This is a genomic window from Modestobacter sp. KNN46-3 (genome assembly GCF_011039295.1).
Genome location: NZ_JAAKGN010000122.1, coordinates 1 through 15,538, shown reverse-complemented (window position 1 = coordinate 15,538; position 15,538 = coordinate 1). Strand labels below are relative to the sequence as shown.

The window sequence follows — 15,538 nt, the reverse complement described above, 5'->3', positions numbered from 1 at the left end:
TGCACCGGTACAACCACAACCTGGAGACCGCCCGGTCGCACTTCCCGTCGGTGGTCACCACCCACACCTGGCAGGAGCGCTTCGACACCCTGCAGATGGTGGCCGCGTCGGGAATGGAAGTCTGCTGAAGTTCGGTGAGGGGGAGGTAGACGCGGGCGCCTTCGTCGAGGAACTCCGCGGACTTCTCGGCCATCCCCAGGGTCAGGGCTTGTTGGTCGTCGATGCCCTTGCTCGCGGCGTAGGCGCGCACGTCCTGGCTGATCCGCATGGAGCAGAAGTGCGGGCCGCACATGGAGCAGAAGTGCGCGGTCTTCGCCGCGCCGGCCGGCAGGGTCTCGTCGTGGAAATCCCGGGCGGTGGTGGGGTCCAGGGAGAGGTTGAACTGGTCCTCCCAGCGGAACTCGAACCGGGCGTCGGACAGCGCGTCGTCCCACGCCTGCGCGCCGGGGTGGCCTTTGGCGAGGTCGGCGGCGTGGGCGGCGATCTTGTACGTGATGACGCCGTCCTTGACGTCGTCGCGGTCCGGCAACCCCAGGTGTTCTTTGGGGGTGACGTAGCACAGCATCGCGGTGCCGTACCAGCCGATCATCGCCGCCCCGATTGCGGAGGTGATGTGGTCATAGCCCGGAGCGATGTCGGTCGTCAGCGGCCCGAGGGTGTAGAACGGCGCCTCGGCGCAGACCTCCAGCTGCAGGTCCATGTTCTCCTTGATCTTGTTCATCGGCACGTGGCCGGGGCCTTCGACCATGACCTGGACGTCGTACTCCCAGGCGATCCTGGTGAGTTCGCCGAGCGTGCGTAGTTCGCTGAACTGAGCCTCATCGTTGGCGTCGGCGATGCAACCCGGTCGCAGCCCGTCACCGAGGGAGAACGTGACGTCATAGGCAGCCATCAACTCGCACATCTCCCGGAAGTGCGTGTACAGGAAGTTCTCCTGGTGGTGGGCCAGGCACCAGGCGGCCATGATCGACCCGCCGCGGGACACGATCCCGGTCTTGCGGCCCGCGGCCAGCGGCACGTAGCGCAGCAGCACCCCGGCGTGCACGGTGATGTAGTCCACGCCCTGCTCGAACTGCTCGACCAGGGTGTCCCGGTACACCTCCCAGGACAGGTCCTCGGCTTTGCCGTTGACCTTCTCCAGCGCCTGGTAGATCGGCACCGTGCCGATCGGCACCGCGCTGTTGCGGATGATCCACTCCCGGGTGGTGTGGATGTTGCGCCCGGTGGACAGGTCCATGACCGTGTCGGCGCCCCACCGGGTCGCCCAGGTCATCTTCTCCACCTCCTCCTCGATGGAGGAGGCGACCGCCGAGTTGCCGATGTTGGCGTTGATCTTCACCAGGAAGTTCCGGCCGATCGCCATCGGCTCGGATTCGGGGTGGTTGACGTTGGCCGGCAGCACCGCCCGGCCACGGGCGATCTCGGACCGGACGTGCTCGACGTCCACGCCCTCCCGCAGTGCCACGAACTCCATCTCCGGGGTCACCTCGCCCCGGCGGGCGTAGGCCAGCTGGGTGACCGTCGCGCCCGGCCGTGCCCGGCGCGGCTGGTGCGCGACGGTGAAGACGCTGTCCAGGTCGCGGGTGTCGGTCGGCTTGCGGCCGTTGTCCACCGGCTGCACCGGTCGGCCCTCGTAGGACTCGGTGTCGGCGCGCTCGCCGATCCACTCCTCGCGCAGCCGAGGCAGCCCGCGATGGATGTCGGTGGGCACGGCCGGGTCGGTGTAAGGGCCGGAGGTGTCGTAGAGGACCACGCTGTCGCCGGTGGACAGCCCCACCTCACGCATCGGAACCCGCAGATCCGGGCGGCTACCGGCCAGGTAGGTCTTACGGGAACCGGGGAAATCGCCATCCGCAGTCGTGGGCTGGCGGTGGACAGCAGTCATCGAGGAAGTCCTCCCTACGCCGGTGCTAACCGGATCAGGTACGAACGGTCGACGGCCGATCCAGCCGCCCTCTCAGCCTCGGCACGTGAGGCTCCCGCGGGTCGGCGCCCACCCTAGACACAGCACTCTGCCCACCGCAGGCGGGGTGGGCAGAACGGAACGAACAGGTGTCTCACTTCCTTAGAGTGAGACACCCCGCGAGCCGGCCGACCGGTCATGTGACATGCAGCGGAAATTTGCGCGGTCCTGGCAGCGCTATGTGGACCGTCTGTCGCTGTCCGAACGACTTGTCCGGTTGAGGATCGGCCAACGAGACGGCGGTGAGGGCTCTGACGTAGCTCAGCGTGCGAGGCGGATGTCGACTTCGCGTTCCACGTAGTCCCACTCCGGGGTCGCGCGGAGCCGGGACACCAGCTCCTCGAACGCAGGCGCATCGCGGGGGCTGTACTCGAACCAGGTGAGGAAGTCGAAGGGCTCGTCCAGATCGCGGCCGTGGTAGAGCCGGCGGGCCACCGCAGGCAGGTACTGCATCCCGATGTTGATGTGGTGGGAGGTCTCCTCGAACAGCTCCCGCCGCTCGTCCTGGGCCAGAGCCCACCACTCGTGGGACTTGATGATCGGAATCAGCGCGGCGCGGGTGGCTTCCGGGCGACCGAGTCCGGCCTGCCGAGCCGAGAGCGTTTCCTGCTCGTCGCGCCGGGTGTAGCGGTTGTTACTGGCCCGTCCTCGCAGCATCCAAGCGGCATCGAGGTTGCCCGCGCCCGCCGAGTCCTCGAAGACAGCGAGCCGGGGCACCATCGGCAGAGACGGCCCGGTCACCGGGTCAATGCTCTCGACTTCCCAAGATCCCACCTCGCCTCCAACAAATACGGTCGGCGGCATGCCACCACGCTAACCTGCCTCTTCCCCCGGGCGGTGTCCTCCCGCGGCACTTGCTCGCTCGACGATTCGGTGACGCCGCACACCCGCCCATCGTCGGCCAACGTGTCCCTTCACAGGCGGCGGCGATCGCGGCACCGAGGGCGGAGGCGGCGGCCAGCTCCCGCCCGGCGAGCCGCCGCTGGCTGGTGGACCCACCGGAGGAAGAGGACGGAGCCAGGCAGGCCCAGGCAGGCGGTCGTAAGCCTGCCTGGTGAGGACTGCAGCTCTGGCCGGAACCGTCTCGCTGGAGGAACCCCTTGCGGGAAGCCGCAGGTCAGCAGAGGTGCGCCCGCGAGGGTGTCGCCCAAGATCCGCCCGGTGAAGATTCCCGCAGTGGGGCGGCTGGCCGGGAACGAGGCCCGTGTAGCTGGAGCGATCCGGCCTGGAGGAGCAGTACGCCCGCGTCCGCGGCATCCGCGAACCCGTCGTCGTCGCCCTCGTCCAACCCTGCGGCTGCCTCATCGACAACCACGCCGCCACCCTCCAAGCCGGCGTCACCACCATGGGCCAGCACCAGTTCAGCAGCAGTGGTCAGTGGGCCGTGTCGTAGGCCTCGATGACCGAAGTAGGGATCCGGCCCCGTTCGGACCACCTCATGGCCGTTCTCGCGGGCCCAGGGCCGGATCGCTCCGTGGGGTCTTTGCGGCCCGAAGCGGCGGAGCCGCCGGTGGTCGCACGGCGACCCGATGCACTGCCCCGGGAGGTGTTGACCTTGCGGCCGGCGTCGATGAAATGGCGTAGGTCTGCCCGCAGCTGCGCCGATTTCTCCCCCGATAGGTCGATCTCCTAGCTCTGGCCATCCAGAGCGAAGGTCACGGTCTCCCGGCGGCCTTCCTCCAGCACCTCACCGGTCAGGTCGTCCTCGAGCAGAATCGTTGTCTTGCGAGCCACTGAGCCTTTTCCAGTGACGGCTCGGTCGGCGTGTTGATCATGTCGTACGGCCGTGCTGGTGGTGGGGCAGAACGAGGGCGGCAGCGGTGATGGCGCCGATGCGCCAGGGGCATAGGCTGACCCGGCGCAGCGCCTTGAAGGTGGTCTGGAGCAGCGAGTTGCCGCGCTCGGCCGGCGCTCGGGTCGCCGCGTGCAGCAGGCTGACTGTGCGCTGATGGTCGGTCAGGCGGCCCGTGGCGCTGTGTTTGATCGGCGTGGTGAGCGCAGCGCGTTGGCCCTCGTAGCTCTTGCTCGGGGCATGGATGCATCCGATCAGCAGGAGGTTCTTGGCCACGATCCTCGGTACAGCCCAGGTCACCACGGATTACAGGGCGGCGCTGAGTGGCAGTCCGGGGTGCATGGCGGCGTAGACGGTGCCTGCGACGGCTCCGAAGACCAGGTGGCCGACGCAGAAGGTGATCACGTCGCGCCGGCTGTAGTGCCGGTAGAACACCCCCGGTGGCGCCAGCCGCCCGGGGATGTCCGGATGCAGGTCGGGCCACGCACCGACCACCACTCCGCCGAGGGCGGCGTGCACGGCGCCGGTGAGCAGGCCCCACCAGGCCAGGTGGTCGTTGCCGACCGCGGCGAAGAACAGCGAGTACAGCAGGACGATGCCCACGGCAAGGACGGCGTGGCCCACCCATCCGACCAGGCGTCGGTGCCGCTGGGGAGCCCGCAGGATCGCCCCACCCTCGGCGAAGATGTCCTGACGCACCCCCAGGCCCAGCCCCCGCTGGGCGTAGGCCAGCGACTCCATGCACTGAGCGGCGACGATCGCGGCGACCGCGGCAGCGATCGGATCGACGTCCACAGCAGCCCTCCAGCATCCGTTCCACGGCCCTCACGCCCGAGCCACCCGTCGCGGCTGCCTGATCAGCGCCCTGTTCCAGGTCCGGCGGACGCTACCGGCGATCCGGAATCTCGCAGCACCACGCCAGACGTCGATCCCGTAGGCCCAACCGGGCGCAAGACCCAGCACCGGCCTCACCGGAACAGGCGGTGTCGTGCATGGCAACGGCGATGGCGATGGCGGCGAGGCCCTGCGGCTGTAGGGACAGCTGGGGGCCGTACGTCGCTCGTCGGCTCGGCGCACAGCTAACCGGGCCGCCCGTGCTGCGCCGGCGTTCTGGTGCTGCCGCGAGGCGTAGCAGCTGCCGGACTGTGCCGGCCAGGTCGGGGAGGTGTCGGTGCTGGTGGCCCGGGTAGTCGCGGCGCATGAGCTTGACCAAGGGCAGCGGGCCGTTCGGGGAGCACCCGGCAGGAAGGTTCAACTTCGATCCGCGCGCCCCCGAGCAGGTGCTGTACCTGGAGACCTCCCCGCGGCGGGTCCGGGTCGTCCTGGGTGGAACGGAGGTCGCCGACAGCACCGACGTGCACCTCCTGCATCCGCCGGGCCGGACGCCGACGTACCTGTTCCCGCGCGAGCACGTGCGCACGGACCTGTTCGAGCCAAGCGAGCGGCGGCGGTCCGACCCCGGGATGGGGGACGGCAGGTACTGGACGGTGCAGGTGGGCCAGCGGCGGGCGGTGAACGCGGCCTACTCGTGGGAGCACCCGCCGCCCACCGCGGCGGGGATCACCGGCCTGATCGCCTTCGACTGGGACTCGATGGACGGGGTGTTCGAGGAGGACGAGGAGGTCTTCGTCCACCCCCGAGACCCCTACACCCGTATCGACGTCCTGCGCAGCTCCCGTCGGGTCCGGGTGAGCGTCGACGGCACCATCGTCGCTGACTCCACCGCGCCGCGGATGCTCTGCGAGAGCGGCCTGCCCGTGCGGTGGTACCTGCCGCGCGAGGACGTGCGCACTGACCTGCTCGAGCCCAGCTACACCACCACCCGCTGCCCCTACAAGGGGATCGCGCACTACTGGTCGCTCCGCCTGGGGAAGAGGTCCGAGAAGGACCTGGCGTGGACCTATCCCGACCCCTTCCACGACGCCGAGGCCGTCCGCGGGCTGTTGTGTTTCCCCGGCGAGCGGGTGGAAGTCGAGGTGGAGGACGTGGAGGGCGGTTGAGGCTCCTGCGGGCGGGTAGCTGGTCGCCATGTCCGTCCTCAACCGTTCAACCAAGCGCCCGTCTCTGGCGGCGAACGTCGGTCGCGGCGTGCTGGCCGGTGTGGCCGGCAGCCTCGTGATGACCGCGTGGCAGAAGCTGGTCGAGATGCCCATCTCCGAGCGTGGGGACAGCTACGGCCCGGCGGACCTTACCGAGAAGCTGCTGCCAGTGAAGCCCCGCAGCGATGCCGCGAGGAAACGGCTCAACTACGCCACCCACACCTCGCTGGGCGCGATGTGGGGTGCCGCCTACGGGGTGGCGGCCCACTTGGGCCTGCGCGGCGCGCGGGGCGCGGCGGCGACCTTCGGCGCCATCTACACCCAGGACCTAGTCATGATCACAGCCCTCGGGCTGGGCAAGCCGTGGACGTGGTCACGTAAGGATTGGACCATTGACGTCCTGGACAAGGCCGTGAACATCGCCGCCACCAGCGCGATCTTCGACCGCGCCCTCGCCCCCCACGCCAGGTCATAGCGGCCGGCCCGTCATAGCACGCCTCCTGGGCGGCCATGCAGCCGACGGGACGTTCGTCAGCCCAGCACGGAGCCACTCGACGTGATCACGACGGCGAGACCACGTCGAGTGGCTTCCGGGGACTACACCGCCTCATGGGACACAAACTGGCGCCCGAGCGTCCTCCGTGCACATGGTCGCGTGGTGGCGGCCGTGGCCGGGTGTCCTGGATGCCGACGGTCACGGCAGGCCGGTACCCAGGACACCGGCGGCTCACAGGCCGTAGGCCTCCAGCAGCTTCAGCCAGACCTCGCTGATCGTCGGGAACGACGGCGCTGCATGCCACAGCCGCTCCAGCGGCACCTCTCCCACGATGGCGATCGTGGCCGAGTGCAGCAGGTCGGCGACGTCCTGACCGACGATGGTCATGCCGATGATCACCTGCCGGTCCTCGTCGACGACCATCTGGGCCCAGCCGGTGTAGTCCTGCGCGTGGATCGCGGCTCCGGCGACGGCGATGTCGACGCCGACGACCCTGGTGCGGTAGCCGGCCTGTTCGGCGTCGATTGCCTTCAACCCGACGGTGGTCACCTCCGGGTCGGTGAACATCACCTGCGGCACGGCGCGCTGGTGTGCGGTGCTGGCGTGCTTGCCCCACGGCCGGTCCTGCACCGGCAGCCCCTGCGCCCGGGCGGCGATCACGTCACCGGTCGCCCGGCCGGAGTACTTCCCCATGTGGGTCAGCGGCGTCTGCCCGGTCACGTCCCCGGCCGCGTACAGCCACCCTCCGTCCACACCCTTGACCAGGCCGGTGGTGTCCACCTCAAGGGTTTGACCGGGTTGCAGGCCGACGCTCTGCAGGCCGATGTCCCCGCTGTTCGGGCGGCGTCCGGTGGCCACTAGCAGCTCGTCAGCGACCACTTCCTGCCCATCGGCGGTGGTCACGGTAACCGGTCCGTCGGTCCCTTCCCGGCGCACCCGGGAGATCCCGGTGCCGGTGCGCACGTCGACGCCGTCCTCGGCGAGGGCCTGGCTCACCAGCTGCCCGACGCGTTCATCCATCCGGCTGAGCACACCGGAGGGGGTCAGCATGGTCACCGCCGAGCCGAGCCGGGCGAAGGCCTGGGCCATCTCCACGCCGACCACCCCACCGCCGATCACGATCAGGCGGGCGGGCACCTCCTTGGCCGAGGTCGCTTCCCGGCTGCCCCAGTGCGGCGTGTCGGCCAGACCCTCGATTGCCGGCTCGACCGGCACGGAGGCCGTGGCGACCGCCACCGCGTGCCGGGCGGTGATCGTGGCGGTGGCGCCGTCGGCGGTGGTGATCTCGACCTTCTTGTCCCCAGCCAGGCGCCCGTAGCCGCGCACCACGCGGATGTTCGCGTCGACGGCTGACTGCACCTTGGCAGAGTCGTCCCAGGTGGACGTAAAGGAGTTCCGGTACGCGAAGACCGCGGCGGTGTCGATGCTGCCGGTGGCCGCCTCGCGCGCCCCGGGCACGCGGCGGGCGGCGGCCAGCGCGTGCAAGGGGCGCAACAGCGCCTTGGAGGGCATGCACGCCCAGTACAAGCAGTCCCCACCCAGCAGGTCGGCCTCGACGATCACGGTGCTCAGGCCGCCCCGGACGGTGCGGGCAGCCAGTGTCTCCCCGGTCGGGCCCCCACCGATCACGATCACGTCCACCTCCCCGACTTCGTTCGCCGGGACGGTGTGCTCGTCGGAGCGGTGACGCTCGTGGATATGCGTGTCAGCCATGGAGGCAGGCTCGCACGCGACCGGCCGGGCAGCATCCGGAGATCGCCGGCCTCCCGCCGTCGCCCCTGCGCCGGGTCGCGGGGCTTCACCGGGCGCGGGCGACTACCGGCCGTGCGGCCTCCGCGTGCGAGCTGGCTCTCGATCCGCCAGGGCTAGGTCGAAAGCGATCTCCAGCGGTGTGCCCGAGCGGGCGGTCTGCGCGAGCAGCAGGCCGCCCTGCACTGCGGCCAGTCGACCGAGCGCGAGGGTGTCGGGGTCGGCGTCCCCGGCGACCTCGCACGTTCCTGCATGGCCCGCAGCCCGGCGCCGAGGCGGTGCCGCCAGGCCTCGAACCGCCGACGAGACCCGCGGGCCACCGGATCGCTCTCGGCTAGCTCGCTGGCCAGCCGACCCAGCGGACAGCCGCCGACACGGCCGGCCTGCTGGTTGATCGCGAGGCCCCGGTCCCGCCTCCGACACAGCGCCGCCATGGAGTCGATGCCGTCCAGCTCGGCCTGCTGCAGGTGCAGCACCTGTTGCACCTGCCGTTCGATCACTGCCCCCACGAGTGCGGCCTTGTCACCGAAGCAGTGGTAGAGCTGCGACTTGCTCGTGCCAATGACGGCACGGACGTCGTCGAGTCTGGTACCGGCGACACCGCGCTCGTGGATGATCGTGGCCGCCACCGCGACAATGCGCTGCCGGGTGGCCCGTCCCCGCGCGGTCAGCACCGGCTCGCCCCTCGGCTCCAGTCTCGTGCATGACCTTGACGGTACCGGGGAATTGGACTAATCGGTCCATAGTTGCCAGCGACCAGGAACTGGACCGCCCAGTCCATCGACGTGAAGGGGATCCCCATGCCCAGGCTCGAGAACGGCCAGAACTTTCCCTCCCTCAAGCTCCCCCTGGTCAGCGGCGGAACGCTTTCTCTCCCCGACGATCTCGCCGGCGGCTTTGGCGTCGTCCTGATCTACCGCGGGTCTTGGTGCCCGTACTGCAACGCGCAGCTCTCGGCCTTCTCCCGGGCCAAGGAGGAGCTCGACGCCGCAGGCATCAAGGTTGTCGCGCTGTCCGTGGACGACGAGGCGACCTCGACCGAGCTGGTCGAGAAGCGCCGGCTGAACTTCCCGGTCGCGCACAGCGCGGACGCCGACACGGTGGCCGAGGCCGTCGGTGCCTACGTCAACGACGACCCGCGCTATCTGCAGTCGACCGGGTTCGTGCTGGCGCCCGACGGCACCGTCGTCACGGCTGTCTACTCCTCGGGAGCCATCGGCCGACTGCTCCCCGAGGACGTCGTCGGGTTGGTCCGCTACGCCAAGGAGCACGCCTGACCGGCGTCGCCACCCCCCCGCTCACCAGGAAGGAACCCCATCGATCTGCGCGACGGTCGATCCTGCTCACCGGCCCAGCCGGTGGGATCGGGCGCAGCCTCGCGCTGCAACTGTCGCAGTAGGCCCTCCGCCTGCCCCTCGTCGGCCGCCGCGCCAAAGGCCTGGAGGAGGTCGCCACCCTCCTCCGGGAGCGGGCGGGGCCCGCGAGGTGCATGCTGAACTGCACCGGCAGGGGCATCAGGTGGCCCGCTGCACGGTGCAGCGCCTGATGCGCACGGCCGGGCTGCGGAGCCTGAGAGGGTGTGGGGTAACTGATCCGGCGCGCCGAGTGATGGCGCGAGCCATCTACGGTCGAGTTCGGCGTGGCATCACGGGGTCGGGCTGGTCACATGTGCCTGTGCACCTGTAAGCCGCCCTATCCGACGTCGTTGAGCGATGCGGAGTGGTCGCTGGTCGAGCCGCTGCTACCGGTACACGATCCGCATGCCGGCGGACGGCCGCTCAAGGGTGGCCGGACGAAAGCGGCACCTGCTGGTCGACACCCTGGTCTGGCCTGGCCCGCTGCCCTGGGTGTTGTCGCGTCTGCCACCCGGCTACCGGGCAATCGTGGCCGACAACGGCTCGACCGACGGGTCCACGGGGATTGCCACCGACGACGGGGCCACGGTGGTACCGGTTGCACACCGCGGTTTCGGAGCCGCGGCGCATGCCGGCCTGGAGGCAGCCACCTGTGAGGCCGTCTGCTTCTTCGACGAGGACGGTTCGATGGACCCGGTTCAGCTGCCGCGGGTGGCCGGCCCCTTACTCGCCGACGGCTGCGACCTGACGTTGGGCCGACGCCGCCCGACCGCCCGCGGGGCCTGGCCGGCACACGCACGATTGGCCAATATCGCCCTCACCGTCATGCTGCGTCGGCGGCGCTGGCCAGGCTCAAGGCGACCCTGCGCGCCGATGACCCCACCGATGAGATCGGCGCCGGCTGGGGCGTCAAGGAGCAGCTCCGCCAGCTGCTGACCAGCAGCTGTCTGGCCCAGGCCCGCGAGCACAAGATGCGGCTCGGCGTCTTCGTGCTCACCGCCGACATGCCCGACACCGACCGGCTCCGGGCCACCATCACCGCCTGGTGGGAGCGATGGAGGTGCTCATCGTTACCGGCGTCACCAACGCCCGCACCGAGGCCGCGAAGACCGGCATCAAGCAGATCAAGCGCACCGGCCGCGGCTATCGCAAACCCGGCCGACTACCGGGCTCGTATCCTGCTGGCCAGCGCCGCCCGCACGGCAGCGTGAACTCCCGTTCCAGCGGGATCGTTCACCAGGAACCGCGAAGAGCCCCATGAGGAGCGTCGGTGGAGCTGCCACACTTGCTGCTGGAGATGTCGGCTCTGCTGGCACTGGCCGTGATGCTGGGCCTGTTGGCCCGACGTGTTGGGGTGCCGCTGAGCGTCGTCCTGGTGGTGGTCGGCTTTCTGGCCGCCGCTGTGGGACTCACCCCCGAGATCGGCCGGCTGCAGGGTGAGGCCTTCGAGGAGGTCGTGGTCTTCCTCTTCCTGCCGGTCCTGGTCTTCGCGGCCGCGCTGGGCATCGATCTGCGCGCCTTCGTGCGCAATCTGACTGCCATTCTCGTCCTGGCGGTTGTGGCGTTCCTGGTGTCGGCGGTGCTGGTGGGCATCACGTTGCACGTGGCGCTGGGAACCGCGCTGGCGACGGCTTTCCTGTTCGGCGCGTTGATCTCGGCCACGGATCCGGTTGCCGTGGTCGCAGTGTTCCGCGAGGTCGGCGTCCCGCGCCGGCTGCTGACGCTGGTCGAGGGCGAGAGCCTGCTTAACGACGGCGTCGCCATCGTCTTGTTCGCGATCCTCGTCGAGGTGGCGACGGGTGGATCGGTGAGCGTCACCGCGGGGGTGATCGATTTCGTTCTCGTCTTCGGCGGTGGAGCGCTGATCGGCATCGCGTTGGGCCTGGCCGCTTCCTCGGTCCTGCCCTGGCTGGGCCGGCTACCAGCGGCGGGACTGTCCTTGGCGATGGCCTACGGTTCCTTCGTCCTGGCCGACGAAGTCCTCGGCTTCTCCGGGGTCATGGCCACCGCGGCCGCCGGAATGGTGTTGGCCGGGCTCGCGCCCAGCCGGGCCTCGGCCGAGGTGCGGCAGATGTGGGAACAGATGTGGGATGCGCTGGATTACGTCGCCAACGCGCTGCTGTTCCTCCTCATCGGTCTGATCATCGGCCCGGGCCAGCTGCTCGAACACTTCGGTCCGATCGTCCTGGCAGCCGTCGTCGTCCTGGTCGCCCGCGCCCTGGCCGTGGTGCCGCTGGTCTGGCTGCTCGAGCGGGTTGCGCACATCTCGCGGGTGGGCTGGCGCAACGAAGCCGTCCTCATCTGGGGCGGGTTGCGTGGCGGCGTCGCGCTGGCGCTGGCACTGGCCCTGCCCGAAGAGCTCGCCGAGCGGGAGCTCCTCGTCGCCCTGACCGGCGGAGTGGTTCTCGCCACGCTGCTGGTCAACGCCACGACGATTCAATGGCTGGTGTCCCGGCTGGGCCTGGACCGACCCACCCGAGTGGACCGCTATCTGATGGCGATCGCGCGCGTCTCGGCCATCCAGGCGGCCCGGGGCGAGATGAGCAACCTGGGGCTCCAGGCCGATCCGCAGACCAACGCCGAGTTGGAGGCCAGTGAGCGGGCCGCGCACCAGGAGATGGCAGACCTGGACGTGGAGGAGGCGGAGGAGTACCGCATCGTGGTCGGCAGGGGCCTGCACGTCGAACGCCGCACCTACCAGGAGCTCAGCGACCAGGGCCTCCTCCCCCCGGCTGTGACCCGGACCCTGCTGCACGAGGTGGACGACGAGATCGACGACTTCGCTATGCACGGCCGCAGCCACCAACTCGGGGCGACTCGCCAAGCCCCTTCCGGCCGCCTGGAGCAACTCAGCCGGCGGCTGATCAACCGGCTCCCCGAGCCCGCGGGCAGCGATCCCACCGAACTGGCCTACGCCGAGGCGACCGCCCGCCGGTTGGCGGCACGACGGACGGCTGACGCACTGGAGATCTTCGAGGACCTACCCGCCATCGGCCAGGACACCGTCGAGCACGCGCGACGCACCTTCACCGACTGGGAACAGCAGGCCATCGCGGACCTGGACGGGCTCGATACGCAGTCCGGGGAGGACGCCCGCGCGCTCCGCGCCCGGCAGGTGCACACCCTCGCCCAGGCGGCCTCCAGTCGCGAGCTCGCCGAGCTGGTGGAGACGGGCCTGCTGCCCGAGCAGGTGCTGAGGTCGACCGGAACGGCCCAGAGCGACCGCCCACGGTGAGCCCACGTCTGGCCGGCGGGGGCGCAGACCAACCTGCCGCCAGCACCGGTCGAGGCTGCGACATCAGCGAGGCGGGGTACCCCGATACGGGAATTGGACCCGTCGGTCCACAGCTGACTGCGAGAAGGAACTGGACCGTCCAGTCCACTGCGCGGGACGCGACCTCGACCGACGTCGGAAGCGGTCGGACCCACCGAGGGGCCCGACAGCCCTGCACCCGGTCGGGCTCGTGTGTGGCGCCTGGTCACCCGTCCACGTCAACCGACCTGTCGAGGTTGAGGAACCAACCTGCGGTCTATCGAATCGGTTCGCTAGGAGCTGGCGGTGGGGATTTCGAGGAATCGCAGACCGGTCAGCCCCAGGCGGAGACCGCGGGGAGTTGGAACGACGGTGGCGACCGCGTGCCCGCAGTGGGGGCAACGTGCGACCAGCCCGGGCGCCTGCTGGTAGACGTGGGTTTCGGCGAGCATGCTCCACTGGGTGCAGCTGGCGCACACGCCGCTGACCTGGGTCAGGTCGCGGCCGAACAGGTCACTGAAGGGTCCGGAGAGGGCGTTGCCGTCGACGTGGTCCATTGCGAGCTCCTCGGGGCGCTCGGGAGAGTTGATGTTCAGGACGATGCACCGAAGCGTTCGGTGCGGATTGCATCGGACCGGTGACCGAGTTTCACCAGCGTGGAGGCGACGCTCTCGACGAAACTGGTCGGTCCGCACACATAGACCTCTGGTTGCTCTGTCGGGGTCCAGGCCACCTCATCCAGCATCGCCGCGTCGACCCGCCCTCGCCGACCGCTCCAGCCGTCTGGAGCCGAACGGGTGAGGGTCAGCACCACCTGGACATCGGGTGGGCCTGACTGGAGCAGTTCTTCGCGGTAGATGATCGCATCCCAGCTCCGAGCCGAGTAGAGCAGCCGCAGCGGCGTGTCATGGCCGGAGCGCAACCGTTGGCGCAGCATCGCCCGCAACGGCGCCACTCCGGAGCCGCCGGCGACGAGCAGCAACGGCCGCCGGGCCCGCGCGTCGGGCTCCCAGACGAAGTAGCCGCCGAGCGGCCCTCGCACCTCCAACGCATCCCCGGGGTCAGCCACGTCGACCAGGTACGGGGAGACCTCACCCTCGGGAAGCCGTTCCACCGTGATCTGCGGCGCCTCACCGGGGGCGCTGGACAGGGAGTAGCTGCGGGCCGCCTGGTAGCCGTCCTCAGCAGTCAGCCGCACGTCGACGTGCTGACCGGCGCGGTGGCTCTGCCACCCGGGAACGGACAACGTCAACGTGCGCGCCGTGGCCGTCTCCTGCCGGGCGCCGGCCACGGTCGCCGGATGCCACATCAGTCGCCCCAGTACCGCTGCTCGGCCCAGGGGTCACCGTGGTTGTGGTACCCGGCGTTTTCCCAGAATCCCGGCTGATCCTCGTCGAGGAGCCGCAGACCGCGAATCCACTTCGCGCTTTTCCAGAAGTACAGGTGCGGCACCAGCAGCCGGGCCGGTCCACCGTGCTCGGGATCCAGCGGTTCTCCGTCGTAGGCATAGGCGACCCACGCCTTGCCGTCGAGGAGATCCTCCAGGGGCAGATTCGTGGTGTAGCCGCCGTAGCTGACGGCCAGGGCGTGGGAGGCGTCATGGTCGACCTCGGCGAGCAGCGTGTCCACCGAGACGCCGTCCCAGGTGGTGTCGAGCTTCGACCACCGGGTGACGCAGTGGATGTCAGAGGTGACGGTCTCCGACGGCAGTGCGCGGAACTGCTCCCAGGTCCAGCTCACCGGTTCCGCGCCACCGGCGACGGTGAACGTCCACTCTTCCACATGGACCTCCGGGGTCGGCCCGGCCGACAGCACGGGGAAGTCCTCGGTGAGGTACTGCCCGGGGGGTGTGCGGCTGGCGCGACCCTCCTCGCCCCGACGACCGCCGAAGCCGCGTGACACAACCCCCACCGTCTACTCCTCTCCCTCGTCTCGGGTCAGTCGACGCCATCTGCTACCCACTCTTGCTTCGCGCTGACACACCGGCCCGAGGGCCCGTGATGGTCCAGCCGCCAGCGCAGGCGCCGCCCGCGTTCCGTGCGAGAAATCAGTCACCGGCGTACCGCTGCTCTCGCCACGGGTCTCCGTAATTGTGGTAACCGGCGCCTTCCCAGAACCCTGGAGTGTCGGCCCCGGACAGTCGCAGGCCCCGCAACCACTTCGCGCTCTTCCAGAAGTACAGGTGCGGCACCAGCAGCCGCACCGGCCCACCGTGTTCGGGAGTGAGCGGCTGCCCGTCGTAGGACCACACCGCCCAGGCCTTGCCACCGGTCACATCCGCAAGAGGCAGGTTGGTGGTGTAACCGCCATAGCAGTAGGCACCGACGAACGTCGCCGGCGGCATCCCCGCCAGCAGCGTGTCCAGCGAGACCCCTTCCCACCTCGTGTCCAGCTTCGACCAGCGGGTGACGCAGTGGATGTCGGCGGTCACCCGCTCACTCGGCAGCCGGCGGAACTCCTCCCAGCTCCATCCCACCGCATCGCCGCCGTCGGCCGGCCAGACGTCCAACCGCCAGCGCTCCCGCACCACGTTGGGGGTCGGCCCCGTAGAGAGCACGGGAAAGCCCTTGGCGACGTACTGGCCGGGCGGCACCCGGCTCCGCTCGTCGTCGTCGGGACGGCGGAAGTGCTTGGGTCGGAAGCCCCGGGAAACCGACACCACTCTGTCACCACACCTTTCGCTCAACTGTCAACCTGACCGCAACGGAAGATGACCGGGAAATGGTGTCGCGCGGCCGCCACCGCGAGGCTCGCTCGTGCCGGCAGTGGCGTCCACCAAGGTGGTGTGCGACGGCCCCGGTGACCAGCGGGCCCTCCACATAGAGGCGGCCACCGCGTGATCTTCTGGATGACCTACCACAGTCCTTCAGGAGAGCTACGCGATGACCGCT

The 15,538-nt window shown here is 69.7% G+C and carries 14 protein-coding genes, 4 pseudogenes and 1 riboswitch; of the genes and pseudogenes, 8 read left to right on the top strand and 10 right to left on the bottom strand.

From position 1 onward, the window contains the following. Positions 1-262: 262 nt before the first annotated feature. The 4 genes and pseudogenes from thiC to G5C62_RS20095 form a co-directional block, all read right to left on the bottom strand. Positions 263-1,840: pseudogene (thiC, locus tag G5C62_RS20115) on the bottom strand (phosphomethylpyrimidine synthase ThiC); the annotation flags it as partial. Positions 1,841-1,879: 39 nt separating this feature from the next. Then, a riboswitch (TPP riboswitch) is annotated at positions 1,880-1,993 on the bottom strand. A 231-nt stretch (positions 1,994-2,224) separates the two neighbouring features. After that, the gene (locus tag G5C62_RS20110; RefSeq protein WP_164702399.1) at positions 2,225-2,767 is read right to left on the bottom strand and encodes a chlorite dismutase family protein; all 543 of its coding nucleotides are present in this window, start codon (positions 2,765-2,767) and stop codon (positions 2,225-2,227) included. A gap of 967 nt (positions 2,768-3,734) precedes the next feature. Next, positions 3,735-3,980 (bottom strand): annotated as a pseudogene (locus G5C62_RS29040) (IS5/IS1182 family transposase); the annotation flags it as partial. Between the two features lie 81 nt (positions 3,981-4,061). Further along, complete coding sequence (locus tag G5C62_RS20095) at positions 4,062-4,550, bottom strand: hypothetical protein (protein WP_164702398.1); 489 nt, start codon at positions 4,548-4,550, stop codon at positions 4,062-4,064. A 404-nt stretch (positions 4,551-4,954) separates the two neighbouring features. Here G5C62_RS20095 and G5C62_RS20090 point away from each other — a divergent pair, with 404 nt between their 5' ends. Both G5C62_RS20090 and G5C62_RS20085 read left to right on the top strand, forming a co-directional pair. Next, entirely contained in the window at positions 4,955-5,755 is an 801-nt protein-coding gene (locus G5C62_RS20090; protein WP_164702397.1) for a DUF427 domain-containing protein, read from the top strand. 28 nt (positions 5,756-5,783) lie between these two features. Continuing rightward, positions 5,784-6,269, top strand: a complete 486-nt coding sequence (locus G5C62_RS20085) for a hypothetical protein (protein WP_164702396.1) — start codon at positions 5,784-5,786, stop codon at positions 6,267-6,269. Between the two features lie 252 nt (positions 6,270-6,521). On the opposite strand, the gene G5C62_RS20080 is transcribed toward G5C62_RS20085, so the two are convergent. Further along, positions 6,522-8,003 carry an NAD(P)/FAD-dependent oxidoreductase gene (locus G5C62_RS20080; RefSeq protein ID WP_164702395.1) on the bottom strand — a complete coding sequence of 494 codons (1,482 nt, stop codon included), beginning with the start codon at positions 8,001-8,003 and terminating at the stop codon, positions 6,522-6,524. Between the two features lie 152 nt (positions 8,004-8,155). After that, entirely contained in the window at positions 8,156-8,713 is a 558-nt protein-coding gene (locus G5C62_RS20075; RefSeq protein ID WP_206330745.1) for a TetR/AcrR family transcriptional regulator, read from the bottom strand. Between the two features lie 126 nt (positions 8,714-8,839). Here G5C62_RS20075 and G5C62_RS20070 point away from each other — a divergent pair, with 126 nt between their 5' ends. The 6 genes and pseudogenes from G5C62_RS20070 (at position 8,840) to G5C62_RS20050 (ending at position 12,629) form a co-directional block, all read left to right on the top strand. Then, on the top strand, positions 8,840-9,316 hold the full coding sequence (locus G5C62_RS20070; RefSeq protein ID WP_164702394.1) for a peroxiredoxin family protein: 477 nt from the start codon (positions 8,840-8,842) through the stop codon (positions 9,314-9,316). A gap of 196 nt (positions 9,317-9,512) precedes the next feature. Beyond that, positions 9,513-9,617, top strand: a pseudogene (locus tag G5C62_RS28245) (IS3 family transposase); the annotation flags it as partial. 88 nt (positions 9,618-9,705) lie between these two features. Next, positions 9,706-9,819: pseudogene (locus G5C62_RS28240) on the top strand (IS5/IS1182 family transposase); the annotation flags it as partial. Beyond that, positions 9,800-10,330 carry a glycosyltransferase gene (locus tag G5C62_RS20060; RefSeq protein WP_164702392.1) on the top strand — a complete coding sequence of 177 codons (531 nt, stop codon included), beginning with the start codon at positions 9,800-9,802 and terminating at the stop codon, positions 10,328-10,330. The pseudogene G5C62_RS28240 and the gene G5C62_RS20060, both read left to right, overlap by 20 nt. Before the next feature lie 118 nt (positions 10,331-10,448). After that, the gene (locus tag G5C62_RS20055; protein ID WP_164702391.1) at positions 10,449-10,655 is read left to right on the top strand and encodes a transposase; all 207 of its coding nucleotides are present in this window, start codon (positions 10,449-10,451) and stop codon (positions 10,653-10,655) included. A 9-nt stretch (positions 10,656-10,664) separates the two neighbouring features. Beyond that, entirely contained in the window at positions 10,665-12,629 is a 1,965-nt protein-coding gene (locus tag G5C62_RS20050; RefSeq protein WP_164702390.1) for a sodium:proton antiporter, read from the top strand. A gap of 311 nt (positions 12,630-12,940) precedes the next feature. Here G5C62_RS20050 and G5C62_RS20045 read toward each other — a convergent pair whose 3' ends face one another. The 4 genes from G5C62_RS20045 to G5C62_RS20030 all read right to left on the bottom strand — a co-directional run bounded on the left by G5C62_RS20045 (position 12,941) and on the right by G5C62_RS20030 (position 15,306). Beyond that, positions 12,941-13,204 (bottom strand): DUF6510 family protein, encoded by a 264-nt coding sequence (locus tag G5C62_RS20045; RefSeq protein WP_164702389.1) that lies wholly within the window; start codon positions 13,202-13,204, stop codon positions 12,941-12,943. A 35-nt stretch (positions 13,205-13,239) separates the two neighbouring features. Then, a complete protein-coding gene (locus G5C62_RS20040; RefSeq protein WP_241176015.1) occupies positions 13,240-13,938 on the bottom strand; it encodes a ferredoxin reductase in 699 nt (232 codons plus the stop codon). A 17-nt stretch (positions 13,939-13,955) separates the two neighbouring features. Then, positions 13,956-14,558, bottom strand: a complete 603-nt coding sequence (locus tag G5C62_RS20035; protein ID WP_164702387.1) for a sulfite oxidase-like oxidoreductase — start codon at positions 14,556-14,558, stop codon at positions 13,956-13,958. A 136-nt stretch (positions 14,559-14,694) separates the two neighbouring features. Then, a complete protein-coding gene (locus tag G5C62_RS20030; protein ID WP_206330744.1) occupies positions 14,695-15,306 on the bottom strand; it encodes a sulfite oxidase-like oxidoreductase in 612 nt (203 codons plus the stop codon). Between the last annotated feature and the right edge of the window lie 232 nt (positions 15,307-15,538).

Coding starts and splice junctions, on each gene's coding strand:
- G5C62_RS20110 (WP_164702399.1), bottom strand. CDS start 2,767: ATGCCGCCGACCGTATTTGTTGGAGGCGAGGTGGGATCTTGGGAAGTC.
- G5C62_RS20085 (WP_164702396.1), top strand. CDS start 5,784: ATGTCCGTCCTCAACCGTTCAACCAAGCGCCCGTCTCTGGCGGCGAAC.
- G5C62_RS20080 (WP_164702395.1), bottom strand. CDS start 8,003: ATGGCTGACACGCATATCCACGAGCGTCACCGCTCCGACGAGCACACC.
- G5C62_RS20070 (WP_164702394.1), top strand. CDS start 8,840: ATGCCCAGGCTCGAGAACGGCCAGAACTTTCCCTCCCTCAAGCTCCCC.
- G5C62_RS20045 (WP_164702389.1), bottom strand. CDS start 13,204: ATGGACCACGTCGACGGCAACGCCCTCTCCGGACCCTTCAGTGACCTG.
- G5C62_RS20090 (WP_164702397.1), top strand. CDS start 4,955: ATGAGCTTGACCAAGGGCAGCGGGCCGTTCGGGGAGCACCCGGCAGGA.
- G5C62_RS20060 (WP_164702392.1), top strand. CDS start 9,800: ATGCCGGCGGACGGCCGCTCAAGGGTGGCCGGACGAAAGCGGCACCTG.
- G5C62_RS20055 (WP_164702391.1), top strand. CDS start 10,449: ATGGAGGTGCTCATCGTTACCGGCGTCACCAACGCCCGCACCGAGGCC.